The sequence below is a fragment of the Ancylobacter radicis genome, assembly GCF_018449475.1.
GTDB classification, from domain to species: domain Bacteria; phylum Pseudomonadota; class Alphaproteobacteria; order Rhizobiales; family Xanthobacteraceae; genus Ancylobacter; species Ancylobacter radicis.
On the sequence record NZ_JAHCQH010000014.1, the window covers coordinates 67,869 to 91,780 of the forward strand.

At 68.1% G+C, this 23,912-nt stretch carries 23 protein-coding genes; 19 read left to right on the forward strand and 4 right to left on the reverse strand.

The annotated features are described in order from the left end of the window. Positions 1 to 70: 70 nt before the first annotated feature. A complete protein-coding gene (gene ilvD / locus KIP89_RS03395) occupies positions 71 to 1,798 on the forward strand; it encodes a dihydroxy-acid dehydratase (protein WP_213754008.1) in 1,728 nt (575 codons plus the stop codon). Next, complete coding sequence (locus tag KIP89_RS03400; RefSeq protein WP_213754009.1) at positions 1,785 to 2,648, forward strand: tetratricopeptide repeat protein; 864 nt, start codon at positions 1,785 to 1,787, stop codon at positions 2,646 to 2,648. The genes ilvD and KIP89_RS03400 overlap by 14 nt, the downstream gene beginning before the upstream one ends. Positions 2,649 to 2,726: 78 nt before the next feature. Here the strand turns inward: KIP89_RS03400 and xth are convergent, their stop codons facing one another. The 3 genes from xth to KIP89_RS03415 are packed head-to-tail and all read right to left on the reverse strand — an operon-like array spanning position 2,727 to position 4,665. Then, on the reverse strand, positions 2,727 to 3,515 hold the full coding sequence (xth, locus tag KIP89_RS03405) for an exodeoxyribonuclease III (RefSeq protein WP_213754010.1): 789 nt from the start codon (positions 3,513 to 3,515) through the stop codon (positions 2,727 to 2,729). Positions 3,516 to 3,553: 38 nt separating this feature from the next. Further along, positions 3,554 to 4,303, reverse strand: a complete 750-nt coding sequence (locus tag KIP89_RS03410; RefSeq protein WP_213754493.1) for a 5'-methylthioadenosine/adenosylhomocysteine nucleosidase — start codon at positions 4,301 to 4,303, stop codon at positions 3,554 to 3,556. Continuing rightward, positions 4,303 to 4,665: a HesB/IscA family protein gene (locus KIP89_RS03415; protein ID WP_213754494.1), complete on the reverse strand. Its 363-nt coding sequence runs from the start codon at positions 4,663 to 4,665 to the stop codon at positions 4,303 to 4,305. The genes KIP89_RS03410 and KIP89_RS03415 overlap by 1 nt, the downstream gene beginning before the upstream one ends. A 109-nt stretch (positions 4,666 to 4,774) precedes the next feature. Between KIP89_RS03415 and KIP89_RS03420 the strand changes: the two genes are divergently transcribed. From KIP89_RS03420 to KIP89_RS03485, 14 genes are all read left to right on the forward strand, one after another. Then, positions 4,775 to 5,947: a deoxyguanosinetriphosphate triphosphohydrolase gene (locus tag KIP89_RS03420; RefSeq protein ID WP_213754011.1), complete on the forward strand. Its 1,173-nt coding sequence runs from the start codon at positions 4,775 to 4,777 to the stop codon at positions 5,945 to 5,947. Positions 5,948 to 6,007: 60 nt separating this feature from the next. Beyond that, entirely contained in the window at positions 6,008 to 7,774 is a 1,767-nt protein-coding gene (gene argS, locus KIP89_RS03425) for an arginine--tRNA ligase (protein ID WP_213754012.1), read from the forward strand. 120 nt (positions 7,775 to 7,894) lie between these two features. Beyond that, entirely contained in the window at positions 7,895 to 9,577 is a 1,683-nt protein-coding gene (locus KIP89_RS03430) for an SPOR domain-containing protein (protein ID WP_213754013.1), read from the forward strand. Between the two features lie 25 nt (positions 9,578 to 9,602). Beyond that, positions 9,603 to 10,631 (forward strand): beta-N-acetylhexosaminidase, encoded by a 1,029-nt coding sequence (nagZ, locus tag KIP89_RS03435; RefSeq protein ID WP_213754014.1) that lies wholly within the window; start codon positions 9,603 to 9,605, stop codon positions 10,629 to 10,631. Positions 10,632 to 10,649: 18 nt separating this feature from the next. Beyond that, complete coding sequence (locus KIP89_RS03440) at positions 10,650 to 11,453, forward strand: segregation and condensation protein A (protein WP_213754015.1); 804 nt, start codon at positions 10,650 to 10,652, stop codon at positions 11,451 to 11,453. Next, positions 11,450 to 12,157: an SMC-Scp complex subunit ScpB gene (gene scpB, locus KIP89_RS03445; protein ID WP_213754016.1), complete on the forward strand. Its 708-nt coding sequence runs from the start codon at positions 11,450 to 11,452 to the stop codon at positions 12,155 to 12,157. Before KIP89_RS03440 ends, scpB begins: the two co-directional genes overlap by 4 nt. Positions 12,158 to 12,188: 31 nt before the next feature. Continuing rightward, positions 12,189 to 13,268, forward strand: coding sequence for an ABC transporter ATP-binding protein (locus KIP89_RS03450; RefSeq protein ID WP_213754017.1), 1,080 nt, complete (start codon positions 12,189 to 12,191; stop codon positions 13,266 to 13,268). Positions 13,269 to 13,334: 66 nt separating this feature from the next. Continuing rightward, positions 13,335 to 13,559: a twin-arginine translocase TatA/TatE family subunit gene (locus tag KIP89_RS03455; protein ID WP_213754018.1), complete on the forward strand. Its 225-nt coding sequence runs from the start codon at positions 13,335 to 13,337 to the stop codon at positions 13,557 to 13,559. Positions 13,560 to 13,618: 59 nt separating this feature from the next. Beyond that, positions 13,619 to 14,446 carry a Sec-independent protein translocase protein TatB gene (tatB, locus tag KIP89_RS03460; protein WP_213754019.1) on the forward strand — a complete coding sequence of 276 codons (828 nt, stop codon included), beginning with the start codon at positions 13,619 to 13,621 and terminating at the stop codon, positions 14,444 to 14,446. After that, positions 14,443 to 15,237 (forward strand): twin-arginine translocase subunit TatC, encoded by a 795-nt coding sequence (tatC, locus tag KIP89_RS03465; protein ID WP_213754020.1) that lies wholly within the window; start codon positions 14,443 to 14,445, stop codon positions 15,235 to 15,237. Before tatB ends, tatC begins: the two co-directional genes overlap by 4 nt. Before the next feature lie 141 nt (positions 15,238 to 15,378). Beyond that, positions 15,379 to 16,752: a serine--tRNA ligase gene (gene serS / locus KIP89_RS03470; RefSeq protein ID WP_213754021.1), complete on the forward strand. Its 1,374-nt coding sequence runs from the start codon at positions 15,379 to 15,381 to the stop codon at positions 16,750 to 16,752. Between the two features lie 132 nt (positions 16,753 to 16,884). Beyond that, complete coding sequence (surE, locus tag KIP89_RS03475) at positions 16,885 to 17,649, forward strand: 5'/3'-nucleotidase SurE (RefSeq protein WP_213754022.1); 765 nt, start codon at positions 16,885 to 16,887, stop codon at positions 17,647 to 17,649. Positions 17,650 to 17,682: 33 nt separating this feature from the next. After that, positions 17,683 to 18,333 carry a protein-L-isoaspartate(D-aspartate) O-methyltransferase gene (locus tag KIP89_RS03480; RefSeq protein ID WP_213754023.1) on the forward strand — a complete coding sequence of 217 codons (651 nt, stop codon included), beginning with the start codon at positions 17,683 to 17,685 and terminating at the stop codon, positions 18,331 to 18,333. 151 nt (positions 18,334 to 18,484) lie between these two features. Continuing rightward, positions 18,485 to 19,705, forward strand: a complete 1,221-nt coding sequence (locus KIP89_RS03485; RefSeq protein WP_250152177.1) for a peptidoglycan DD-metalloendopeptidase family protein — start codon at positions 18,485 to 18,487, stop codon at positions 19,703 to 19,705. 75 nt (positions 19,706 to 19,780) lie between these two features. Here the strand turns inward: KIP89_RS03485 and KIP89_RS03490 are convergent, their stop codons facing one another. Beyond that, a complete protein-coding gene (locus KIP89_RS03490; RefSeq protein ID WP_250152178.1) occupies positions 19,781 to 20,704 on the reverse strand; it encodes an ATP-binding protein in 924 nt (307 codons plus the stop codon). Positions 20,705 to 20,908: 204 nt separating this feature from the next. Between KIP89_RS03490 and yajC the strand changes: the two genes are divergently transcribed. Genes yajC through secF form a run of 3 tightly spaced genes read left to right on the forward strand, consistent with a single transcriptional unit; the run spans position 20,909 to position 23,878 of the window. Beyond that, positions 20,909 to 21,250: a preprotein translocase subunit YajC gene (gene yajC, locus KIP89_RS03495; protein ID WP_213754025.1), complete on the forward strand. Its 342-nt coding sequence runs from the start codon at positions 20,909 to 20,911 to the stop codon at positions 21,248 to 21,250. A gap of 46 nt (positions 21,251 to 21,296) precedes the next feature. Then, on the forward strand, positions 21,297 to 22,895 hold the full coding sequence (gene secD / locus KIP89_RS03500; RefSeq protein ID WP_213754026.1) for a protein translocase subunit SecD: 1,599 nt from the start codon (positions 21,297 to 21,299) through the stop codon (positions 22,893 to 22,895). Between the two features lie 14 nt (positions 22,896 to 22,909). Continuing rightward, on the forward strand, positions 22,910 to 23,878 hold the full coding sequence (secF, locus tag KIP89_RS03505) for a protein translocase subunit SecF (RefSeq protein WP_213754027.1): 969 nt from the start codon (positions 22,910 to 22,912) through the stop codon (positions 23,876 to 23,878). The last annotated feature ends 34 nt before the right edge of the window (positions 23,879 to 23,912 follow it).

Sequence of the window (23,912 nt, forward strand, 5' to 3'; positions counted from 1 at the left end):
GAAATCCGACGGATAGACGGGGGAGAGTAGTGTCCGATAAGCCCTCGTCTGCCGGGATGCGCATAAGAAAATGGACGTCAGGACCATCATCGACAAGCGGAACCTGCCGAGCCGGCATGTGACGGAGGGCCCGTCCCGCGCTCCGCACCGGTCCTATCTCTACGCGATGGGCCTGACCCGCGAGCAGATTCACCAGCCGCTGGTCGGCGTGGCCTCCTGCTGGAACGAGGCGGCGCCCTGCAACATCTCGCTGATGCGCCAGGCGCAGGCGGTGAAGAAGGGCGTGTCTGCTGCCGCCGGCACGCCGCGCGAATTCTGCACCATCACCGTCACCGACGGCATCGCCATGGGCCATGAGGGCATGAAGGCCTCGCTGGCCTCGCGCGAGGTGATCGCCGACAGTGTCGAGCTCACCATTCGCGGCCATGCCTATGACGCGCTGGTCGGCCTCGCCGGCTGCGACAAGTCGCTGCCGGGCATGATGATGGCGATGCTGCGCCTCAACGTGCCGTCGATCTTCATCTATGGCGGTTCCATCCTGCCGGGCTCCTTCCGTGGCCAGCCGGTGACCGTGCAGGACATGTTCGAGGCCGTCGGCAAGCACTCGGTCGGGCTGATGTCCGACGATGATCTCGACGAACTGGAGCAGGTCGCCTGTCCCTCGGCCGGGGCCTGCGGCGCCCAATTCACCGCCAACACCATGGCGACCGTGTCCGAGGCGATCGGCCTCGCGCTGCCCTATTCGGCCGGTGCGCCGGCGCCGTATGAAATCCGCGACCGGTTCTGCATGGCGGCGGGCGAGCAGATCATGGATCTCATCGCCCGCAACATCCGCCCGCGCGACATCGTCACGCTGAAGGCGCTGGAGAATGCCGCGACCGTGGTCGCCGCCTCGGGCGGTTCGACCAATGCCGCTCTGCATCTGCCGGCCATGGCGCATGAGGCCGGCATCAAGTTCGACCTGTTCGACGTCGCCGAGATCTTCAAGCGCACGCCCTACATCGCCGATCTCAAGCCCGGCGGGCGTTATGTCGCCAAGGACATGTTCGAGGCGGGCGGCATTCCGCTGCTGATGAAGACCCTGCTGGAGCATGGCTTCCTGCATGGCGACTGCCTGACCGTGACCGGCCGCACCATTGCCGAGAACCTCGCCTCGGTGAAATGGAACCCGCATCAGGACGTGGTGCGCCCCGCCAATGATCCCATCACCGTCACCGGCGGCGTGGTCGGCCTCAAGGGCAACCTCGCCACCGACGGCGCCATCGTGAAGGTGGCGGGCCTCAAGAACCTGAAGTTTTCCGGCCCGGCCCGCTGCTTCGACGGCGAGGAAGCCTGTTTCGAGGCGGTGACCCAGCGCGCCTATCAGGATGGCGACGTGCTGGTTATCCGCTATGAGGGGCCGAAGGGCGGTCCCGGCATGCGGGAAATGCTGTCCACCACCGCCGCGCTCTATGGTCAGGGCGCCGGCGACAAGGTGGCGCTGATCACCGATGGTCGTTTCTCCGGCGCCACGCGCGGCTTCTGCATCGGCCATGTCGGGCCGGAGGCGGCGGTCGGCGGGCCGATCGGGCTGATCCGCGACGGCGACATCATCACCATCGACGCTATCGAGGGCACGCTGGACGTGGCGCTCTCGGACGAGGAACTCACCGCCCGCAAGGCGCAGTGGAAGCCCCGTCCGTCGCCCGTCGGCTCGGGGGCCATCTGGAAGTTCGCGCAGGCCGTGGGCCCCGCCCGTGACGGGGCGGTCACCCATCCCGGCGGCGCGGCAGAGACATCGTGCTATGCAGATATCTGAGCGCCCATCCCTTTTCGCCCTTGGGGGCCTTGTGCTGGCCGGCGCCCTGATGGCGCTTGCGCCCGCGCCCGCGCGCGCTTTTGATGGCTCTCCCGACACGGCCTCGGCCGCGCCGGCGCTGCCGAAAGGTGTGACGCCCGGCGCCGGCGTCCGCCCGCTTGAGGAAGTCGTGCGCTTCGGGGCGCAGGCGCTGCGCTCGGGCGACATGGAGAAGGGCATCGATTCCCTGCGCTACGCCGCCGATCAGGGCCATGCCGGCGCGCAGTGGAAGCTCGGGCGCATGTATGCCGAGGGCGAGGGCGTCGAGCGCAACGACATCAAGGCGTTCGAGTATTTCACCCAGATCGCCAACATGCATGCCGACGACAATCCGTCGGCCCCGCAGGCGCGTTTCGTGGCTGACGCGTTCGTCGCGCTCGGCGGCTATTATCTGGTCGGCATCCCCAACAAGGTGCGTCGCGACGCCACCCGCGCGCGGGACATGTTCGCCTATGCGGCCTCCTATTTCGGCGATCCCGACGCGCAGTATCACCTCGCCCGGCTCTATATCGACGGCGACGGGGTCGACCGTGATCCGCGCTTTGCCGCGCGCTGGCTCGGCCTTGCCGCTCACAAGGGGCAGTATCAGGCGCAGGCGGCGCTGGGCGGCCTGCTGTTCCGGGGGGATGACGGCATTCCCCGGCAGGGCGCGCGCGGCCTGATGTGGCTGACGCTGGCCCGCGATGCGGCGGCGGGCCCCGAGGACAAATGGGTGGTCGACCTCTATGAGGAAGCGTTCACCACGGCGAGCTCGGACGAGCGGGCCATGGCGCTGGTCTATCTCGAACAATATATGAAGACCAGCCGCTGAGGCGGCATCGCTCTCCATCCCGGCAACGTCCCGGCTCGGCCTGCCGACGTCCGGGATGACGCTATCGGCGCGCGGCTCCTACACGCCGACGGCCAGATCCGCCCAGACCGGCACATGGTCGGAGGGCTTCTCCCAGCCGCGCACATGCTTGTCGATGCCCACCGCCTTCAGCCGGTCGGCCGCCTGCGGCGAAAGCAGGAGATGGTCGATCAGGATACCGTTGTTCCGCTGCCAGGCGCCGGCCTGATAATCCCAGAAGCTGTAGAGACCCGCCTCGTCGGTCGAGGCGCGCAGCGCGTTGGTCAGGCCGAGATTGAGCAGTTCGCGGAAGGCGGCGCGGGTCTGCGGCAGAAACAGCGCGTCATTCACCCAGGCCTGCGGGTTGGCCGCGTCCTCGGCTTCGGGGATGACATTGTAGTCGCCGCACACGACAAGCGGCTCCTCAAGGGTGAGGCGCGCGGCGACATGGTCCTTCAGCCGGGCCATCCAGCCGAGCTTGTAGGGATATTTCTCCGTCCCGACCGGATTGCCATTGGGCAGATAGATTCCGCAAACCCGCACCGCGCCTTCGGGCGCCGAGACGACCACCTCGATGAAACGGGACTGCACGTCCTCATCGTCTCCCGGAAGGCCGGTCGTCACCTCGTCGAAGGGCAGGCGGGAGAGCACGGCGACGCCGTTGAACCCCTTCTGGCCGTGCACCGCGACATTGTAGCCGGCCGCCTCGAAGGCCTCGCGCGGAAACTGCTCGTCCTGGCACTTGATCTCCTGAAGACAGACAATGTCGGGCTGGCGTTCCTTCAGCCAGGCCAGCGTATTGTCCAGCCGCAGGCGGACGGAATTGACGTTCCAGGTGGCGATGCGCATCGGGAGCCTGCGGAAATAAGGTGAATCGGAGCGCGAGCTTACAGCACCGGCAGCAGCCGGCGCACGATCAGCGCCGAGGACAGCGCCACCTCGTCGACGAACTGGCGGAAATCGAAATGCGATTCATTGCCGGCAAGATCCGACAGGGCGCGGATAACCAGCCACGGCACGCCAAAGGCGGCGCAGGCCTGCGCCATGGCGGCGCCTTCCATTTCCACCGCCAGCCCGCCCAGCTCCTCGTACAGGCGCCGGCGTAGGCTCTCGCTGTTGACGAACTGATCGCCGGTCAGCACCCGCCCGAAATGCAGGCGCGGCGGACGGTCGGGATCGCCGGCGGAGAGCGGCGAGAGCGCCATGTCGGCCAGGACGGCGCGCACGCGTGCCATCAGCGCCTCATCCGCGCTGTGCCCGAGCCCTTCATATGCGCTGAAGAAGGGCAGGTATCCCGCCTGATAGACGGTGAAGCCCTGTTCCGACGTATAGCCGGCATCGTGCTGGATCACGTGGTCCGCGATCACCACATCGCCAATCGCCAGCGCCGGGTCGAGGCCGCCGGCAATGCCGGAAAACATGACGAGCCGGCAGCCGAAACGCTCGATCAGCAGCGTCGCGGCGATGGCGGCGTTGACCTTGCCCATGCCGGCCCGCGCCAGCACCACCGGCTGGCCGTCGAGCCGGCCGGCATGAAAGCGCATCCCCGCCGCCTCGGAGAGGGTGGCGGCGGTCAGATTATCGGCCAGATAAGCAAGTTCCTGCGGAATGGCGCAGAGCACGCCGACCGGACGCATCACAGGGCGAAGCTGGTGCCGCAGCCGCAGGAGGAGGTGGCGTGCGGATTGCTGATGCGGAAGGAGGCGCCGATCAGGTCATCGACAAAGTCGAGCTGGGAACCCGACATGTAGTCGAGCGAGACGGGGTCGATGACCACGCGGGCGTCGCCCTGCGCGATCAGTATGTCGTCCGCCTCGCGCTCGCGCGTCACGTCGAACTTGTACTGGAAGCCGGAGCAGCCGCCGCCCTCCACGCTCACGCGCAGCATGGCGTCGTCCGCCTCGCCCTTCAGGATCTCGCCGATGCGTCGCGCGGCACTGGCCGTGACGCCGAGGCTCGGGGCGGAAAGGGGGGCGGGCTCGGGAGAAGCTTCCGGCATCAGGGGGCTTGCGCTCATCTCACGGCCTTCGGGTTGAATATGACTTGGCTGAATAGTTAAGTGCTGCCGCCCCCGAGTCAAAGGGGCTGGACGCAGGGGAGATACGCGCATGGCGGTGGCCGGAGCACAGCCGCGCGTGGCGTGGGCCTCCTTTGCGGAGGAAAGTCGCGGCCGCATCCATCCCGAATCGGAAGGCGGCGGGCGCAGCGCGTTCCGCCGCGACGCGGACCGGATCATCCATTCCTCGGCCTTTCGCCGGCTCGCCTACAAGACGCAGGTCTTTTCCTATCATGAAGGCGACCATTACCGAACCCGCCTGACCCACACGCTGGAAGTGGTGCAGGTGGCGCGCTCGCTCGCTCGCGCGCTCGGGCTCGACGAGGATCTCGCCGAGGCGCTGGCGCTGTCGCACGACCTTGGCCATCCGCCCTTTGCCCATGCCGGCGAGCGGGTGCTGGACGTCTGCATGGCGGCCTATGGCGGCTTCGATCACAACGCCCAGTCACTGCGCGTGGTCACGCGGCTGGAGAATCGCTACCCGCTGTTCGATGGCCTGAACCTCTCCTGGGAGACCCATGAGGGAATCGTGAAGCACAACGGCCCGCTGGAAGGGCCGTTGCCGCACGCGATCGAGGTTCACGCCGAGAGGCAGGATCTGTGGCTGTGGAGCTGGGCTTCCGCCGAAGCGCAGGTCGCCGCCATTTCCGACGACATCGCCTATGACGTGCACGATCTCGATGACGGCTTGCGCGCCGGCCTGTTCGACCTCGATGAATTTTCCGGCCTGCCGTTGGTCGGCGACATCATCGCCGATATCCGCCGCGCCTTTCCGGCCATGGATCGGGCGCGCTTCACCCATGAGATCGGCCGCCGGATGATCACCGCGCTGATCGAGGACGTGGTCGCCGAGACGCGCCGCCGAGCCACCCTCGCCGCGCCGGCCAGCGCGGATGAGGTGCGCCGGCTGAACGGCGCGCTGGTGGGCTTTTCGGCGGCTCTCGCCGAGGCCGAACGGGCGATCAAGGCGTTCCTGTTTCCGCGCATGTACCGCCACCCGCGCGTCATGCAGGAGATGAACGCGGCGGGCGAGGTGGTGCGCGATCTCTTCCACCGCTACATGGAGGACACGGCCGCCCTGCCCGAGGAGTGGCGCGCCAGCGTCGCCAACCGGACCGAGGCGGCACGGGCGCGGCGAATCGCCGACTTCATCGCGGGGCAAACCGACCGCTATGCGCTGGCCGAGCACGCCCGGCTCTTTGACAGCGTTCCGGAACTGCGGTAGCGGCAGCGGCCGTCCCTTCCGGCCCTGCGGGCCGACGCGCCGAGCCGAGAGCGTCCTGCGATGAACCTGTTCGCCATCTTCGCCGACCATGTCCGTGACGCCGTGCGTCAGCTCGGCACGGAGGGCGTGCTGCCCGACGGGCTCGATGTCGCGCGCGTCGTGGTCGAGCCGCCGCGCGACGCTAGCCATGGCGACCTTGCCACCAATGCGGCGATGGTGCTGGCGAAGGACGCGCGGATGAAGCCGCGCGATCTTGCGGACAAGCTGGCCGAAAAGCTGGGCGCCGTCGCTGGCGTCGCCCGCGTCGATGTGGCCGGTCCCGGCTTTATCAACATTGCGCTGGACCTCGCCTATTGGCCGCGCGTGCTGGCCGCGACGCTGGCCTCCGGCGCCGATTTCGGCCGCTCGGCGCTCGGTACGGCGGCAAAAGTGAATGTCGAATATGTCTCGGCCAATCCGACCGGCCCGATGCATGTCGGCCATTGCCGCGGCGCGGTGTTCGGCGACGCGCTGGCCAATCTTCTGGCCTTCGCCGGCTATGACGTGACGCGCGAATATTACATCAACGATGCCGGCGCGCAGGTCGATGTGCTGGCCCGCTCCGCCTATCTGCGCTACCGCGAGGTGCTGGGCGAGGCCATCACCATTCCCGAGGGGCTTTATCCGGGCGATTATCTCGTGCCGGTCGGCAAGGCGCTGGTGGTCAAATACGCCAACACGCTGCTGGACAAGCCCGAGGCCGACTGGCTGCCGCTGGTGCGCGCCGTGGCCATCGACGCGATGATGGGGATGATCCGCACCGATCTGGCGGCCCTCAACATTCGCTTCGACACTTATTTTTCCGAGCGCACGCTGCATGCCCGGAGCGGTGGCAACGCCTCGATCATCGACCGCCTGCTCGACGATATGCGGGCCCGTGATCTGGTCTATCAGGGTAGCCTTCCCCCGCCCAAGGGCGCTCCGGTGGAGGACTGGGAAGACCGCGAGCAGACGCTGTTCCGCGCCACCGGGTTCGGTGACGAGATCGACCGCCCGCTTGTCAAGTCGGATGGCACCTATACCTACTTCGCCGCCGACATCGCCTATCACAAGGACAAGTTCGATCGCGGCTTCAAGCAGATGATCGACGTCTGGGGCGCCGATCATGGCGGCTACATCAAGCGCATGCAGGCGGCGGTGAAGGCGGCCACGGCGGGCGAGGGGAGCCTCGACGTCGAAATCTGCCAGCTCGTGCGCCTGCTGCGCAATGGCGAGCCGGTCAAGATGTCGAAGCGTTCCGGCACCTTCGTCACGCTGCGTGACGTGGTCGACGAGGTCGGTGTCGATCCCGTGCGCTTCATGATGCTGTACCGCAAGAACGACGCGGTGCTCGACTTCGATCTCGCCAAGGTGATCGAGCAGTCGCGCGATAATCCAGTGTTCTATGTGCAATACGCCCATGCGCGGGCGTCCTCGATCCTGCGCAATGCGCAGGAGGCGTTCCCCGACATGCCGCAGGACCCGGCGGCCTTTGCCGCGGCCGATCTTGCGCGCCTTGATGACGAAGGGGAAATCGGCCTCGTCAAGCTGATCGCCGCCTATCCCCGCCTGATCGAGCAGGCGGCCGGCGCGCGCGAGCCGCACCGTGTTGCCTTTTACCTCTACGATCTTGCCAGCGCGCTGCATGGACAGTGGAGTCGCGGAAAAGATCGGCCACATTTACGCTTCATTATCGAAGATGATCGAAACTTGACCTACGCGCGGCTGGCCCTTGTGCATGCGGTCGCGCTGATCATCGCTTCAGGACTTTCGATTCTTGGAGTCGATGCTCCAAAAGAAATGCGGTGAGCGAGTCGCGTAGCGCGCGCTTCGTCCTGAGGCGTCTGGGTGTAACATCCGACCTGCCGCCGCCGATGTGCCGCCGTCCGGCGGGTGTGTAGCGAGACGCAGCGAACAGGTTCGGTGAACATGGCCAACGACACGACGCGTAATCGGCAGGGAAGCCCGGCCGAGGACCCGCTTGCCGAACTCGCTCGCCTGATGGGTCAGGAAGACGAATTCGCGGATCTGCTGCGTCAGACCCAGTCCGCGCGTCCCGCTCCGCGCCCGGCGGCTCCGGCCCCGGCATCGGCCGCTTCTGCCGCGCGCGCGCCCCTGCCGCCCCGTCCGGCGTCGACCCGTCCCTCCGCGCCGCCGAGCCCGAGCGCCGCTTCTCCTGCGCCGGCGCGTCCGGCGCCGCCAACCTCTTTCGCCGCGCTCGCCGCGGATGTGTTCGCCGAGACGCAGCGCCGCCCGGCGCCGTCCGCCCGGTCCTCGCTGGAGGAGACGGCGCGCGATCTCAACCGTGCCATGGTGCGGCCCGAGCGCGCCCCGGCGCCGCGTCCGACGGATGCGCGCATCGATCCCTATGCCAGCGCGCCGCGCGCGCCCGCGCCGCGCTCGTTCGACCGTGCCGTGGAAGACAGTGCGGCGGATGCTGTCTCGCGCGCGCTGTCGGAACCCTTCGATCTGGCCGACGAGCCGGTTCGGAGCGAACCGCGTGCCGCCAGCCGGGCCACCCCGCGCACCGAGACGGAGCCACCGCCGGCCTGGATGGCGCGTGGCGCTGCTTCATCTGGCGCGGCTCCGTCTCCGGCCACCGCACGGGAAATCCCCGCCGGGGACGACGCCTATGATTATGGGCGTTCGGCCAGTGCGGAGGAGCCCTATGATGAGGACGAGTTCGTCGAGCAGAATTACGAACTCGACGGCGAGGAGGCACCGCGTCCCAACCGCCGCAAACTGATGATGGTCGCCGCTCTCCTGGCCGTGACGGTTACCGGCGTGGCCATCGGCTATGTCGTCATGTCCGGCTCGCGCGGGACGGTGACCACCTCCGGCGACGCGCCGGTGATCCATGCCGAGCAGGGCCCGAACAAGATCGTGCCGGCCCAGCCGGCACAGGAGCAGGGCAGCGACGGCCAGAAGCTGATCTATGACCGCGTCGGCGGCAGCACCCCGACAGGCAATGAGCGCGTCGTCTCCAGCGAGGAGCAGCCGGTCGATATGAGCCAGGCGGCCCAGCCGCAGCCGCGTGTCATCCAGCCCGCGCCGAGCCCGAGCGCCTCGTCCTCCGCCAATGCCACCGAGCCCAAGCGGGTGCGCACGCTCACCGTGCGGGCCGATGGCAGCATTGTCGAGGACGCGCCCGCCAGTCCCGTGCCTGCCGGTTCCGCCTCGGTGCAGTCCGGTGCCCAGCCGACCGCGTCGGCGCCGATTCCGCTCAGCAGCGGCTCGGGCGCGCCGGTCTCGACCAGCCCGACGCCGCTCGCCGCGACGCCCTCTATCGTGCCCAATGCGCCGAACACCCCCGCACGCGTGGCCGCGGCCCCCGCTCCGGCCGCTTCCGCTCCGGCAGCGGCGGGCGCCTATGTCGTGCAGATCGCCTCGGTACGCTCCGAGGCGGAGGCGCAGGCGACCTGGCGCTCCATGCAGGCGAAATATCCGGGCGTGCTGGGCGGCCAATCAATGGCCGTGCGCCGCGCCGATCTCGGTGACCGGGGCATCTATTACCGGGCGCAGGTCGGCTCCTTTGCCAATCGCGACGATGCCAACGCGCTCTGCCAGGCTCTGCGCTCGCAGGGTGGCGACTGCATGGTCCAGCGCAACTGACCTCTGAACCGAAGCAGACGCATCCATGACCGCCCGTTCCGCGCCGCGCGCCTTCATTACCGGCTGCGCCGGCACGCATCTCACCGCGGAGGAGGACGCCTTCCTCCGCGAGACCAATCCCTGGGGTCTCATCCTCTTCCGCCGCAACGTGGAGACCCCGGAGCAGGTGGCCGCGCTGGTGGGCGCCTTCCGCGCGATCGTCGGGCGTCCCGATGCGCCGGTGCTGATCGACCAGGAGGGTGGGCGCGTGCAGCGGCTCGGCCCGCCGCATTGGCCGGTCTATCCGCCGGCGGATGTCTTCGCCCGCCTGACCGACGCGGCAGGCGAGGCGCGAGGCGCGGAAGCGGCCCGGCTCGGCGCGCGGCTGATGGCCGATGATCTGGCGGCGCTCGGAATCAATGTCGACTGTGTGCCCTGCGCCGATCTGCGCCTGCCGGAAGGCCATGGCATCATCGGCGACCGCGCCTATGGCGAGACGCCCGAGCGCGTCGCCCCGCTCGCCCGCGCCGCCGCCGCGGGGCTGATGGATGGCGGCGTGCTGCCGGTGCTCAAGCACATTCCCGGCCATGGCCGCGCCCGCGCGGACAGCCATGAGAGCCTCCCGGTGGTCGAGACCGCGCGGGCCGAGCTGGAAGCCACCGATTTCGAGGCCTTCCGGCTGCTGGCCGACCTGCCGCTCGGCATGACCGCTCATGTCGTTTATGCCGCCATCGATGCGGATACGCCGGCGACCACCTCGAAGCGGGTGATCGACGAGGTCATTCGCGGTTTCATCGGCTTCGACGGCGCGCTGATGAGCGACGACCTCTCCATGGGGGCACTCGCCGGCACGCTGGCAAGCCGCGCGGAAGCCTCCTTCGCCGCCGGCTGCGATCTTGCGCTGCATTGCAATGGCCGGCTTGACGAGATGCGCGAGGTCGCGTCCGCTTCGCCGCTTCTGGCGGGCGAGGCGGCCCGGCGTTGTGCCGCGGCGCTGGAGCGGATCAAGATACCCTCCGCCCGCGAGCCGACGCAGGCGCGCGCTCGATTTTCGGATATGATCGCGGCGTCCTAACGCCAGCCGCGGTCTTTCATGGAGCAGAAACAGCTCGATTTCGATGCCGATGACACCCGTCCGACGGGTGAGGTTGCGCTCGTCGTCGATGTGGACGGCTTCGAGGGGCCGCTCGATCTGCTGCTGGCGCTCGCCCGCACCCAGAAGGTGGATCTCGCGCGCATCTCCATTCTGGAGCTGGCCGAGCAATATCTCACCTTCGTCGACGAGGCCCGGCGCATCCGGCTTGAACTGGCGGCCGATTATCTGGTGATGGCGGCCTGGCTGGCCTATCTCAAATCGCGTCTTCTGCTGCCGGAACCGCCGCGCGAGGAGGGCCCGAGTGCCGCCGATCTGGCGGCGGACCTCACCGAGCGCCTGCGCCGGCTGGAACAGATTCGCGCCGCTGCCGCTCATCTCGCCACGCGCGACCGGATCGACCATGAGGTGTTTCCTCGTGGCGCGCCGGAGCCGCTGAGCAGTGGCGGCGCCCAGATCTATGAGGCGACGCTGTTTGATCTGCTGGCCGCCTATGGCGCGCAGCGCCAGAAGATGGCGCTCTCGCAGGTGCGCTTTACCCCTCGCAGCGTCATTTCCCTCGCCGAGGCGCGCGAGCGGCTGGAGCGGCTGATCGGACGCCTTGCGCTCGGCGGCGAATGGGCGCGGCTCGACGGCTTCCTTCTCGGCTGGATGGCCGATCCCAAGATGCGCGCGACCGCGCTTGCTTCCAGCTTCTCGGCCAGCCTGGAAATGGTGCGCGAAGGCTTGATCGACGTGCAGCAGGATGGGGCTTTCGCCCCCATCTGGATTCGATCCCGCTCGACCGGCGGGGAGGGGGCATGAGCGCGGAAGCGGCGCGCGCGCCGCAGCCCGATCACGAGGCCACCCTGCCGGAGAGGGCGTTCGGCCTGCGTCTGCTTGAGGCCATGCTGTTCGCCGCCGGCGAGCCGCTCGACGAGGCAACGCTTGCCGCCCGGCTGCCAGAGGGGTCCGACCTGCGGTCGCTGCTGACTGAGCTCGCCGCCGATTACGCGCCGCGCGGGGTCAACCTCGTGCGCGTCGCCGGCAAATGGATGCTGCGCACCGCCCCCGACCTCGGCTTCCTGCTCGCCCGCGACAAGCCCGAGCCGCGCCGGCTCTCCCGCGCCGGGCTGGAGACGCTCGCCATCATCGCCTACCACCAGCCGGTGACGCGGGCGGAGATCGAGGAAATCCGCGGCGTCTCCACCAATAAGGGGACGCTGGACGTGCTGCTCGCCGCCGGCTGGGTGCGCATGCGCGGGCGTCGACGCAGCCCCGGGCGGCCGGTGACCTATGGCACGACGGAGACCTTCCTCGTGCATTTCGGCCTCGACACCATCCAGGACCTGCCCGGTCTCGACGAGTTGCGCGGCACCGGGCTCATTGACGCGCGCGTCTCCGCCGGCTTAACCGTGCCCTTGCCCAGCGACGATGCCGGGCTGAAGGATGACGAGGATCCGCTCGAGCCGGAGTTCGATCTCTCCTTCGCTCCCGAGCCGGAGGCGGAGGGCGAGGACGAGGCCTGACCGGGATCGTCCTCGCACAGGAAAGGCGCGCATGTCCCAGATGGCGGTTCGTACCCCGGTCTCGCTTGCCAACCGGCTGACGCTGGATCAGGTGCGCCACGCCTATGGGGAGGCGGAATCGGTGAGGGGCATCTCGCTCACCGTCGAGCCCGGGGAGATTCTGTGCCTGCTCGGCCAGTCCGGCTGCGGCAAGACCACGCTGCTGCGTCTCATCGCCGGGATCGAGGCCCCCAGTTCCGGGCGCATCCTGCTCGACACCAAGGTGGTGGCGGGGCCGGGTGTCTTCGTGCCGCCGGAAAAGCGCAGCATCGGCCTCGTCTTTCAGGATTATGCGCTGTTTCCCCATCTCACCAATGAGCAGAACGTCGCGTTCGGGCTGCGTGCGCTGAGCGCCGCGCAGGCGCGGGCGGAGGCGCTGCGGGCGCTGACGCGGGTGCGGCTGGAAGGTCAGGCGCAGAATTATCCCCATGCGCTTTCGGGCGGCGAACAGCAGCGCGTGGCGCTCGCCCGCGCGCTCGTGCCGCGCCCCGGCATTCTCCTTATGGACGAACCGTTTTCAGGGCTCGACAGTCGCCTGCGCGGCAGTGTGCGGGCGCAGACGCTGGGCGTGCTGCGCGAGGCGCGGGCCACCTGCATCATCGTCACCCACGATCCGGAAGAAGCCATGCGGCTGGGCGACCGCATCGCCCTGATGCGTCGTGGCGAGATCGTCCAGATCGGCACGCCGGAGGAGCTGTACCGCCGCCCGACCGACCTCGCCGTCGCCCGTTTCTTCAGCGAGATCAACGAGGTGGACGGTATCGTCAGGGATGGTCGGGTGCGGACGGCGCTCGGCGAATATCCCGCTCCCGGCCTCGCCGAGGGAGCCCAGGCGACGGTTGCCATCCGCCCGCAGGGGGTGGAGCTTCGCGCGCCGGGATCGGGCGTGCGGGGCCGGGTTACCGCCCACCGTTTCCTTGGGGAACTTGATCTCTATGAGATCGCCGTGGAGGGCCTGGACATGCCTTTGGTCGCCCGTCGCCGGCCGGTTGCGGGATTGCAGCGTGGTCATGACGTAGGCGTGCACATAGACCCGGCTGAAGTCCTTGTCTTCGCCGCAACCGGGCCCTAGTGTCCGCTCACAATCGCGATGCGCCGCCGCTAGGGGCCGGCCGCGCCTCGGACAGGGAGTTGTAAAATGGGTTCGCTGAGCATCTGGCATTGGATCATCGTGCTGGTCGTCGTGCTCCTCCTCTTCGGTCGCGGCAAGCTGTCCGAGCTGATGGGGGATGCGGCCAAGGGCATCAAGGCGTTCAAGAAGGGCATGGCGGACGACGACGACAAGTCCGACAAGCCGTCCGAGCCGGTGCGCTCGCTCGATCACCAGTCCACCGTGGAAGCCGAGCGGACCAAGGTCGGCTGATTCCGTTTCTACGGGCTTCTTGATCGGGGAGGGCCGCCTCGCGCGGCCCGTCATAACCTATGCTTGATATCGGCTGGTCCGAACTTCTGGTGATCGGCGTCGTGGCGCTGGTCGTGATCGGCCCCAAAGAGTTGCCGACCGTGCTGCGCAAGGTGGGGCAGGGCATCGGCAAGCTGCGGCGCATGGCCGGCGATTTCCAGGGACAGTTCAACGAGGCGCTGCGCGAGGCGGAGCTGTCCGACCTGAAGGACAGCGTCAGCGGTCTGCGCAGCGATCTGTCGGGTCTGGCCGATAATGCGCGCTCGACGCTCGCCAATGCCTTTCCGACCAATCCGCTCCAGGATCTCGACGCCGAGATGAAGGCGACCTCGACACCGGTCGAGCGCAAGGATCTGCCGGCGGGCGAGATCGAGGCGCTGCTGCCCGAGCCGACGGAGCTGGAGAGCAACGCCTTCGAGACCATCGAGGACGAGGTCCGCGCCGCCACCGCGAAGCTGGATACGCCTTCGCCGGCACCGGCCGCGACTTCCGCCGCCGCGCCTTCTGCTTCGGCCGCGCCTGCAACGGCGGCATCGCCGGCACCCGCTGCCACGTCCTCGGCTCCCGCGTCGAGCGAGGCGCCGAAGGCCCGGCGCTCTGCCGCCTCTGCGCCGTCTGAGGCTGCCGCGCCGGCCAAGCGCGCGCCGCGCCGCAAGCCGGCCGCGGAGACCGAGGTGACGCAAGCCGTCGCCGATCTCGACGCGACCGCTCCAACTGCTGCCGAATCCGCCGCCAAACCTGCCGCCAAGCCGCGCGTTCGGGCCAAGGCGCCGGCTTCTCCCTCCGCCCGGTCCCGTGCCGCGAAGGCGCCGGGCGGCACTACCGGCAATGAAGGGCCGGGCGCATGAGCCAGGACGATATCGACGCCTCCAAGGCCCCGCTCATCGAGCACCTGATCGAGCTGCGCTCGCGGCTCATCAAGTCGCTGATCGCCTTCTTCATTGCCTTCTTCGCCTGCTTCATGCTGGGCAAGTTCATCTACAATATCCTGCTCTGGCCCTATGAGTTCGCGGCCGGGGGAACCGAGCATGTGAAGCTGATCTACACGGCGCCGCAGGAATTCCTGTTCACCCAGATCAAGCTCGGCATGTTCGGCGCGGCGTTCATCTCCTTCCCGGTGGTGGCGACGCAGATCTACATGTTCGTCGCGCCGGGCCTCTATAATCACGAGAAGAACGCCTTCCGCCCCTATTTGGTGGCGACGCCGGTGTGCTTCCTGATCGGCGCGGCCTTCGTCTATTTCGTCGCCATGCCGATGGCGATGACCTACTTCCTCTCCATGCAGCAGATGGCCGGTCCCGATACGCCGGAAATCTCCATGCTGCCGCAGGTGAGCGAATATCTCTCGCTCATCATGACGTTGATCTTCGCCTTCGGAATCTGTTTCCAGCTGCCGGTGATCCTGACGCTGCTGGCGCAGATCGGCGTCGTCTCCTCCGACCAGCTCAAGAAGTTCCGCCGCTACGCGATTGTCGGCGTGTTCGTGGTCGCGGCGGTGCTGACGCCGCCGGATGTGGTGAGCCAGCTCGGCCTCGCCATCCCGACGCTGCTGCTCTACGAGGTCTCGGTGGTGCTGGTGCGGATGATCGAGAAGCGGCGCGCCGCGCGCGAAGCGGCGACCGAGGGCTCGGTGGCGTAAGGGGCGTCCCGCGCGTCGCGTTTGATCCGTGCCCGTGCGATCTCCGCCCAATTGATCGCTGCTCTTGTCGGCGGCGCCGTCATTGGGTAGTCCCCTGCGGCACGGGCCACAGGGCCGATCAGACGCGAAAGCGAGACGTCCATGCACGACATCAAATGGATCCGCGAGGAGCCTCAGGGGCTCGTCCGCGCGCTCACCCGCCGTGGCACGGCTGAGAGTGAGGCGCAGGCGCTGGTGGACGGGCTGATCGCGCTCGACGAGCGCCGCCGCGCCGGCATCGTCAAGCTGGAGGAGCTTCAGGCCCGCCGCAACGCCGCCTCCAAGGAGATCGGCGCCGCCAAGAAGGCCGGCGACAACGCCAAGGCCGACGCGCTGATGGCCGAGGTCGGCGCGCTGAAGACCGATATTCCCGCGCTGGAAGAGGATGTGAAGGCGGCCGAGGCGGAGCTTCACACCCAGCTCGCCGCCATCCCGAACGCGCCGCTCGATGTGGTGCCGGAGGGCGCCGACGAGCACGACAATGTCGAGATCGACCGCGTCGGTGCCCCGCGCACTTACGCCTTCACGCCGAAGCAGCATTTCGAGATCGGCGAGGCGCTCGGCCAGATGGATTTCGAGGCCGCCGCCAAGCTCTCCGGCGCGCGCTTCGTGGTGCTCAAGAGCCAGCTTGCCCGGCTGGAGCGCGCCATCGGCCAGTTCTTCATCAACACCCATGTCGACGAGCACGGACTCACCGAGGTCGCGCCGCCGGTGCTGGTGAAGGACGAGGCGATGTTCGGCACCGCGCAGTTGCCGAAGTTCAGGGACGATCAGTTCTCCACGGTCCGCCATTTGTCCGATGAAGAAATAGCGAAGCTCGAGGCAGAAGCGGGCAAACTCAGTGAATTGGCTCGCCTCTACGCTTATAACAACCTCTGGCTCATCCCCACTTCCGAAGTGCCGCTGACCAATCTCGTCGCGCAGTCCATCCTCTCCGAGGAAGAACTGCCGATGCGCCTTACCGCGCTGACGCCCTGCTTCCGCGCCGAGGCCGGTTCGGCGGGGCGCGATACGCGCGGCATGATCCGCCAGCACCAGTTCAACAAGGTGGAGATGGTCACCATCTGCACGCCCGAGACCTCGCTGGACGAGCAGGAGCGCATGCTCGCCTGCGCGCAGAACGTGCTGAAGAAGCTCGATCTGCCGCACCGCGTGGTGACGCTCTGCACCGGCGACATGGGCTTCGCCTCGGCGCGCACCTTCGACATCGAGGTGTGGCTGCCCGGCCAGAACGCCTATCGCGAGATTTCCTCGGTCTCGACCTGCACCGACTTCCAGGCCCGCCGGATGAATGCGCGCTACCGGGCGAAGGACGCCAAGGCGCCGCGCTATGTCCACACGCTCAACGGCTCGGGCGTCGCGGTCGGGCGTGCGCTGGTGGCGATCCTCGAGACCTACCAGAACGAGGACGGCTCGGTGACGGTGCCGGACGTGCTGGTGCCCTATATGGGCGGGCTGACGCGGATCGACGGGTGAGGCGGACCCGCTAGAAGGCCGTCATCCCCGGGCTCGGCCCGGGGATCCACGCCTTCTGATCCGAGGTGCCCGTGAAAGACGTGGAGGACCGGGACATGCCCGGCCATGACGTTGAGAGGAGTTGGAGGACCGATGCGCATTCTGGTGACGAACGATGACGGCATCCACGCGCCGGGGCTGGAGGCCTGCGCCAATATTGCGCGGGCGCTCTCGGACGATGTGTGGATCGTCGCGCCGGAGACCGACCAGTCGGGCGTGTCGCATTCGCTCTCGCTGTCCGACCCGCTGCGGCTGCGGCAGGTGGAGGAAAAGCGTTTCGCCGTGAAGGGCACGCCGACCGACTGCGTCATCATGGCGGTCCGGCACATCCTCAAGGACCACAAGCCCGACCTCGTGCTCTCCGGCGTCAATCGCGGCCAGAACGTCGCCGAGGATGTCGGCTATTCCGGCACGGTGGCGGGCGCCATGGAGGGCACGGTGCTCGGCATCCCCTCCGTCGCCCTGTCGCAGGCCTATGGCTTCGAGACCCGCCAGGCACCGCCTTATACGGTGGCCGAGCATTTCGGGCCGCAGGTGATCCGCACTTTGCTCGCGCAGGGCATCCCGCCGGGCGTCGTCATCAATGTGAACTTCCCCAACCGTCCGGTGGGCGAGGTGCGGGGCGTCGCGGTGACCGCGCAGGGCCGGCGCAATCAAGACCTGCTGCGCATCGACCAGCGGGCCGACGGGCGCGGCAATCCCTATTACTGGATCGCCTTCGAGAAGCGCATCTTCGAGACGGTGAACGGCTCCGACCTTCACGCGCTGGATGAGGGCTTCATCTCGGTGACGCCGCTGCGCTTCGACATGACCGACGAGCCGATGATGACGCAGCTCGCCCAGCTTTTCGCCCGCTGACATGAGCGGGCAGGGGGCGGGAGCCGACGCGCGATGACCGAACCCGATGACGCGCTGGAGCGCGCGCAATTGCTGCTGGCGCTGCGCCAGCGCGGCATACGCGACCGCGCGGTGATGAGCGCGCTGGAGCGGGTGCCGCGCGAGCGGTTCATCGAGCCCGCCTTCCGCCCGCTCGCCTGGGCCGATCAGGCGCTGCCGATCGATTGCGGCCAGACCATCAGCCAGCCCGCCGTGGTGGCGCTGATGGCGCAGGCGCTCGACCTCGCTCCCGCTCACCGGGTGCTGGAGATCGGCACCGGCAGCGGCTATGCCGCCGCCATTCTCGGCCATGTCGTGCGCGAGGTGGTGACCGTGGAGCGGTTCCGCACGCTGGCCGATGCCGCCGCGCGCCGGCTCGACGCGCTCGGCCTCGCCAATGTCGAGGTGGTGATCGCCGACGGGCGGCACGGCTATGGGGCCCGTGCGCCCTATGACCGTATCCTGCTCTCCGCGGCCGTCGAGGAGGTGCCGGCGGAGCTGTTCGAGCAGCTTGGCCCGGACGGCATCCTCGTCGCCCCCGTGGGGCCGGCGCATGAGACGCAGATGCTGGTGCGTTTCGCCCGTGGCGCCACCGGGCTGGAGCGGCGCGAACTGGGTCCCGTCCGCTTCGTGCCGATGCTGCCGGGCATCGCGGCGGTGCTGTGATAGTCTGCCGCGAAAACGCCGCGAAGATTGCCGGAGCCGCGCCGACTTAAGCCCACGTTTACCTATATCGGTCTTTAATCCGAACCGTATTCTAGCGTTCGGGTGTGGTGCGATGCGTAATCTCCTGTCGGCGTCCGGTAGCAGGTCACTGATGCGTCTTTCCGTTGTCGCTCTTTTGGGCGGGACGGCGGCGGCATGCAGCTCGGACGCCGGTCGCTTCAACGACCCCAATGCCAGCCCCTTCTCCGGTGCCAGTGCGGCTCCGAGCTACACGGGCTCGGTCGCGGCGGCGCCTACCGGTGCGGTGCAGCGCGCGCCGATGGGTGGTCAGGCGGCCGGCGGGCAGGTCGCCGCTGCCCCGCTGAGCGCGCCGGGATACCCCGCTTATCCCGCTCCTTACGGCACGCCCGCCGCCAGCCCCTATGGCGCGCCGCAGCAGCTTGCCAGCGCCAGCCCGAATTATCCCGTCAGCGCCGCTCCGTCGACCTCCTATCCCGCCGCCGCTCCCGTGCCGGCGACGCAGCCGCTGTATGGCTCGCAGCCCCAGCCGCTCGCGCCTCAGCCCTCCCGTGCCGCGACCCCGGCAGCGCCCCGCGCGCCGCAGATGGCGGCTGCCGGCGGCGGTAGCCATGTGGTGCGGCCGGGCGAGACGCTCAGCTCGATCGCCCGTAATTACGGCCTGCCGCGCGGCACGCTGGCCACGGCCAATGGCCTCGACATGAACGCGCAGGTGCAGATCGGCCGCACGCTGGTGATTCCGGGCGCGGGCGCCGCCGGCAATCCCGTTGCCAGTGCTCCCAAGCCCGTCACCGCCCCGGTTGTCGCCGCCGCTCCGCCGGTCGCGGCGCCCGTAGCTGCCGCCCCCGCGCCGGCCGCTGCCAAGCCCGCCACGGTTGCCACGGCGCCCGCTCCGGCGGCCACGACCGAGAAGCCGCAGACCATCGCCGCGGTGAAGCCCTCGGAGACGCCGGACGAGATTCGCACCGCGTCCGGCCCGCAGTTCCGCTGGCCGGTGCGCGGCCGGGTGATTTCGAGCTTCGGCCCCAAGCCGGGCGGCCAGCAGAATGAGGGTATCAACGTCTCGGTGCCGGAAGGCACGGCGGTCAAGGCCGCCGAGGATGGCGTGGTCGCCTATGCCGGCAGCGAACTCAAGGGCTACGGCAATCTCGTGCTCATCAAGCACGCCGACGGCTATGTGACCGCCTACGCGCATAATAGCGAGATCGACGTGAAGAAGGGCGAGGCGGTCCGGCGCGGTCAGGTGATCGCCAAGGCCGGCCAGACCGGCAACGTCACCTCGCCCCAGGTCCATTTCGAGATTCGCAAGGGCTCGCAGCCCGTCGATCCCTCCCAGTATCTCGCGGGCCTCTGAGCCGGGACACCGATCCGGCGGAGCCCTGCGCTCCGCCGATCCCCACCCGGCGTGACGTTTGGACCTCGGCGCCGGTCAGCGCGGGGCGGCCGGCGGTTCGGACAAGGACACGCCCAGCCGCCCCGCGACATCTTGAACATATTGCCAGGCGGTCCGCCCCGAGCGGGCGCCGCGCGTGGTCGACCATTCCAGCGCCTCGCGCCGCATCGTGTCAGTGTCGAGCGGGATGGCGAAATGGGCCGCATAGGCCACGACCATGGCGAGATAATCGTCCTGGCTGCATTTGTGGAAACCGAGCCACAGGCCGAAGCGGTCCGACAGCGAGACCTTCTCCTCGACCGCCTCGCCGGGATTGATGGCGGTTGATCGCTCGTTCTCCACCATCTCCCGCGCCAGCAGGTGCCGCCGGTTCGAGGTGGCGTAGAAGATCACATTGTCCGGGCGCCCCTCGATGCCGCCCTCCAGCACCGCCTTGAGCGATTTGTAGGAGGTGTCGTCGGCGTCGAAGGAGAGGTCGTCGCAGAACACGACGAATCGGAACGGCGCCGGCCGCATCAGTCCCATCAGCGCCGGCAGCGTTTCGATATCCTCGCGATGGATCTCGACCAGCTTCAGCGGCGGCTTGCCCTCCGCCGCCATCGCCGTGTTGACGCTGGCATGGGCGGCCTTCACCAGCGAGCTCTTGCCCATGCCCCGCGCGCCCCACAGCAGCGCGTTATTGGCCGGCAGGCCGCGCGCGAAGCGCAGCGTGTTGTCGAGGAGCTGGTCGCGCGTGCGGTCGATTCCCTTGAGCAGGTCCATCTCGACCCGGCTCACGCGCGGCACGGGCTCCAGATATTGCCCGTCGGCGTGCCAGACAAAGGCGTCGGCGGCGATGAAATCGGCGCGGGCCGCCTGCGGCGGCGCCAGACGCTCCAGCGCATCGGCGATGCGCGCGAGAAGGGCACCGAGATCGGGGCCCTGCATGGCCTGGGAGAGATCTTCGCGTGAATGCGTCATGGCGGACTCCTTGTCCGTCCGGGAATAGCCAGCGCCCGGCAGAACGACAAGCGCCGTTCGAGCATGCCGATCCCGGTGGACGCTGTCCGATCCGTGACCCATCGGTGCGTGAGCGCCGTTTGCAATCGGCAGGCGCGTCAGTATAGTCCGCGCCGCTTCCGCCGGGCCTTTCGCCCGCCTCTGATCGACGGACAAGGAACCGACATGTTCATCACTCCCGCCTATGCTCAGGGCGCCCTGCCTGGTGGCGCCAGCGATATGCTGATGTCGCTGCTGCCCTTCGTGCTCATCTTCGTGATCATGTATTTCCTGATCCTGCGCCCGCAGCAGAAGAAGGTGAAGGCGCATCAGGAACTGGTGAAGAACATCCGTCGCGGCGACACGGTGGTCACCTCCGGTGGCCTGATCGGCAAGGTTGCCCGCGTGGTGGACGACACCGAGATCGAGCTGCAGCTCGCCGAAGGCGTGAAGATCCGCCAGCTGCGCGGCATGATCTCCGACGTGCGTGCCAAGGGCGAGCCGGCCAAGGAAGACGGCGCGGCCTGACGCTTACCTCTTGCGGGCGCCTTAAGGGGCGGCCGGAAAGACTGACATGCTCTATTTCTCGAAGTGGAAGGCACTGGCGATCGCAGTATTCTCGGGGATCATCTGTCTGATGATCCTGCCGAGCGTGCTGCCGCCGGCGACCTATGACAGCCTGCCGAGCGTCCTCCAGCGCAAGATCGTGCTTGGCCTCGACCTGCAGGGCGGTTCCTACATCGTCCTTCAGGTGGAAGCCGGCGATCTGCGCAAGGCGCGGCTCGAACATTTGCGCGACGATGCGCGCCGCGTGCTGCGTGACGCCAAGGTCGGCTATAGCGGCCTCGCCATCCAGGGCGACAGCGTGCAGGTGCGGGTGCGCGAGGGGCAGGACGCGGATGCCGCGCTCACCCAGCTGCGCACGCTCGCCATGCCGCTCGGTGGCGCGCTGGCCAGCACCGGCCAGCTCGACACCGACGTGTCGCGCTCCGGCGATGTCATCACCCTCACCCCGACGGCCGCGGGCATCCAGTCCCGCACCATCCAGGCGGTGTCGCAGTCCATCGAGATCATCCGCAAGCGTATCGATCAGCTCGGCACCACCGAGCCTTCGATCCAGCGGCAGGGCTCGGACCGGATCCAGGTCCAGGTGCCGGGCCTGCAGGACCCCTCGCGTCTGAAGGCGCTGCTTGGCCAGACCGCCCAGCTCACCTTCCGCCTCGTCGACACCACGATGAGCGCGCAGCAGGCGTTGCAGGGCCGCCCGCCGGCGGGCACGGATGTGCTCTATTCGGAAGACCAGCCGCCGGTGCCCTATCTGATCGAGCAGCGCGTGCTGGTGGCCGGCGAAGACCTCGTCGACGCGCAGCCGAGCTTCGATCCCACCACCCGCGAGCCGGTCGTCACCTTCCGCTTCAATACCAATGGCGCGCGGCGCTTCGCCGAGGCGACGCAGGCCAATGTCGGCCGGCCCTTCGCCATCATCCTCGACAACAAGGTGATTTCGGCGCCGGTCATCCGCGAGCCGATCCTTGGCGGCTCGGGCCAGATCAGCGGCAATTTCAGCGTCCAGCAGGCCAACGACCTCTCCATCCTGCTGCGCGCGGGCGCTCTGCCCGTGCCGCTTCAGGTGGTGGAGGAGCGGACCGTCGGTCCGGGTCTTGGCGCCGATTCGATCCGCGCGGGCATCATCGCCTCGCTGGTTGGCGCGGGCGCCGTGGCCCTGTTCATGGTCGCCACTTACGGGCTGTTCGGCGTCATCGCGGTGATTGCCGTGGCGATCAATGTCGGAATGATCTTCGGCGTGCTGGCCATGCTAGGGGCTACCCTGACTCTGCCGGGCATCGCCGGCGTGGTGCTCACCGTCGGCATCGCCGTCGATTCGAACGTGCTGATCTACGAGCGCATCCGTGAGGAGGCGCGCGCCGGTCGTTCGGCCATCTCGGCCATCGACGCCGGCTTCACCCGCGCCTTGGCGACCATCCTCGATTCGAACATCACCACCTTCATCGCGGCGGCGGTGCTGTTCTACATCGGCTCGGGCCCGGTGCGTGGCTTCGCCATCACCTTCGGCATCGGCATCATGACCACCGTGTTCACGGCTTTCACGCTGACCCGCCTGATGGTGGCGATGTGGGTGCGCTGGCGCCGTCCCCAGCGCGTGCCGATCTGAGAAAGTCGAAAGCCATGCGTCTGCTCCGCATCGTCCCTGACGATACCAATTTCGACTTCATGCGCTTCCGGCGCATCAGCTTCCCGATCTCGGCGATCCTGTCGATCGTCGCGCTGGTGGCGTTCATGACGGTCGGGCTGAATTTCGGCATCGACTTCAAGGGCGGCACGCTGCTCGAAGTGCGCTACCCGAACGCCACGCTGAACATTGCCGATGTGCGCTCGCGTCTTGAATCGCTCGATCTCGGCGAGGTGCAGATCCAGGAGATCGGCAGCGAGGGCGAGGTGCTGATCCGCGTCGCCCAGCAGCCGGGCGGCGAACAGGCGCAGCAGGCCGTGGTCGGCAAGGTGCGCGCCGCGCTCGGCGAGGGCGTCGAGTATCGCCGCGTCGAGGTGGTCGGGCCCCGCGTCTCGCAGGAACTGCTGAGCTACGGCATCGTCGGGCTCATGCTCGCGGTGTTCTGCATCCTGATCTATCTGTGGTTCCGCTTCGAGTGGCAGTTCGCGCTGGGCGCCTCGATCGCTAATTTCCACGACATCGTGCTGACCATCGGCTTCATGGCGATCTTCCAGATCGATTTCGATCTGACCAGCGTCGCCGCGCTGCTGACCATTCTCGGCTACTCGTTGAACGACACCATCGTCATCTATGACCGCATCCGTGAAATGCTGCGGCGCTACAAGAAGATGCCGACGGACGAACTGCTCAACCAGTCGATCAACTCGACCCTGTCGCGCTCGGTCATCACCCACGTCACGGTGACGCTGGCGCTGCTGGCTCTGGTGCTGTTCGGCGGGCGGGCGATCCACAGCTTCTCCATCACCATGATGTTCGGCGTGGTGCTGGTCGGCACCTACACCTCGATCTTCATCGCCTCGCCGCTGCTGATCTATCTGGGCGTCTCGACCCGCGCGCTGGCGGAGAAGGCCGAGAAGGACGCGCAGAACGCGGCGAATTCGAAGGCGGAACGCCTCGCTCCCTGAGGCGTCTTCCCCACGCCTTGATGGTCAGGGCGTG

What these genes read in the sequence shown, in the direction of transcription:
- ilvD (WP_213754008.1), top strand. Translation starts at nt 71, where the DNA reads ATGGACGTCAGGACCATCATCGACAAGCGGAACCTGCCGAGCCGGCAT.
- KIP89_RS03400 (WP_213754009.1), top strand. Translation starts at nt 1,785, where the DNA reads ATGCAGATATCTGAGCGCCCATCCCTTTTCGCCCTTGGGGGCCTTGTG.
- xth (WP_213754010.1), bottom strand. Translation starts at nt 3,515, where the DNA reads ATGCGCATCGCCACCTGGAACGTCAATTCCGTCCGCCTGCGGCTGGAC.
- KIP89_RS03410 (WP_213754493.1), bottom strand. Translation starts at nt 4,303, where the DNA reads ATGCGTCCGGTCGGCGTGCTCTGCGCCATTCCGCAGGAACTTGCTTAT.
- KIP89_RS03415 (WP_213754494.1), bottom strand. Translation starts at nt 4,665, where the DNA reads ATGCCGGAAGCTTCTCCCGAGCCCGCCCCCCTTTCCGCCCCGAGCCTC.
- KIP89_RS03420 (WP_213754011.1), top strand. Translation starts at nt 4,775, where the DNA reads ATGGCGGTGGCCGGAGCACAGCCGCGCGTGGCGTGGGCCTCCTTTGCG.
- argS (WP_213754012.1), top strand. Translation starts at nt 6,008, where the DNA reads ATGAACCTGTTCGCCATCTTCGCCGACCATGTCCGTGACGCCGTGCGT.
- KIP89_RS03430 (WP_213754013.1), top strand. Translation starts at nt 7,895, where the DNA reads ATGGCCAACGACACGACGCGTAATCGGCAGGGAAGCCCGGCCGAGGAC.
- nagZ (WP_213754014.1), top strand. Translation starts at nt 9,603, where the DNA reads ATGACCGCCCGTTCCGCGCCGCGCGCCTTCATTACCGGCTGCGCCGGC.
- KIP89_RS03440 (WP_213754015.1), top strand. Translation starts at nt 10,650, where the DNA reads ATGGAGCAGAAACAGCTCGATTTCGATGCCGATGACACCCGTCCGACG.
- scpB (WP_213754016.1), top strand. Translation starts at nt 11,450, where the DNA reads ATGAGCGCGGAAGCGGCGCGCGCGCCGCAGCCCGATCACGAGGCCACC.
- KIP89_RS03450 (WP_213754017.1), top strand. Translation starts at nt 12,189, where the DNA reads ATGTCCCAGATGGCGGTTCGTACCCCGGTCTCGCTTGCCAACCGGCTG.
- KIP89_RS03455 (WP_213754018.1), top strand. Translation starts at nt 13,335, where the DNA reads ATGGGTTCGCTGAGCATCTGGCATTGGATCATCGTGCTGGTCGTCGTG.
- tatB (WP_213754019.1), top strand. Translation starts at nt 13,619, where the DNA reads ATGCTTGATATCGGCTGGTCCGAACTTCTGGTGATCGGCGTCGTGGCG.
- tatC (WP_213754020.1), top strand. Translation starts at nt 14,443, where the DNA reads ATGAGCCAGGACGATATCGACGCCTCCAAGGCCCCGCTCATCGAGCAC.
- serS (WP_213754021.1), top strand. Translation starts at nt 15,379, where the DNA reads ATGCACGACATCAAATGGATCCGCGAGGAGCCTCAGGGGCTCGTCCGC.
- surE (WP_213754022.1), top strand. Translation starts at nt 16,885, where the DNA reads ATGCGCATTCTGGTGACGAACGATGACGGCATCCACGCGCCGGGGCTG.
- KIP89_RS03480 (WP_213754023.1), top strand. Translation starts at nt 17,683, where the DNA reads ATGACCGAACCCGATGACGCGCTGGAGCGCGCGCAATTGCTGCTGGCG.
- KIP89_RS03485 (WP_250152177.1), top strand. Translation starts at nt 18,485, where the DNA reads ATGCGTCTTTCCGTTGTCGCTCTTTTGGGCGGGACGGCGGCGGCATGC.
- KIP89_RS03490 (WP_250152178.1), bottom strand. Translation starts at nt 20,704, where the DNA reads ATGACGCATTCACGCGAAGATCTCTCCCAGGCCATGCAGGGCCCCGAT.
- yajC (WP_213754025.1), top strand. Translation starts at nt 20,909, where the DNA reads ATGTTCATCACTCCCGCCTATGCTCAGGGCGCCCTGCCTGGTGGCGCC.
- secD (WP_213754026.1), top strand. Translation starts at nt 21,297, where the DNA reads ATGCTCTATTTCTCGAAGTGGAAGGCACTGGCGATCGCAGTATTCTCG.
- secF (WP_213754027.1), top strand. Translation starts at nt 22,910, where the DNA reads ATGCGTCTGCTCCGCATCGTCCCTGACGATACCAATTTCGACTTCATG.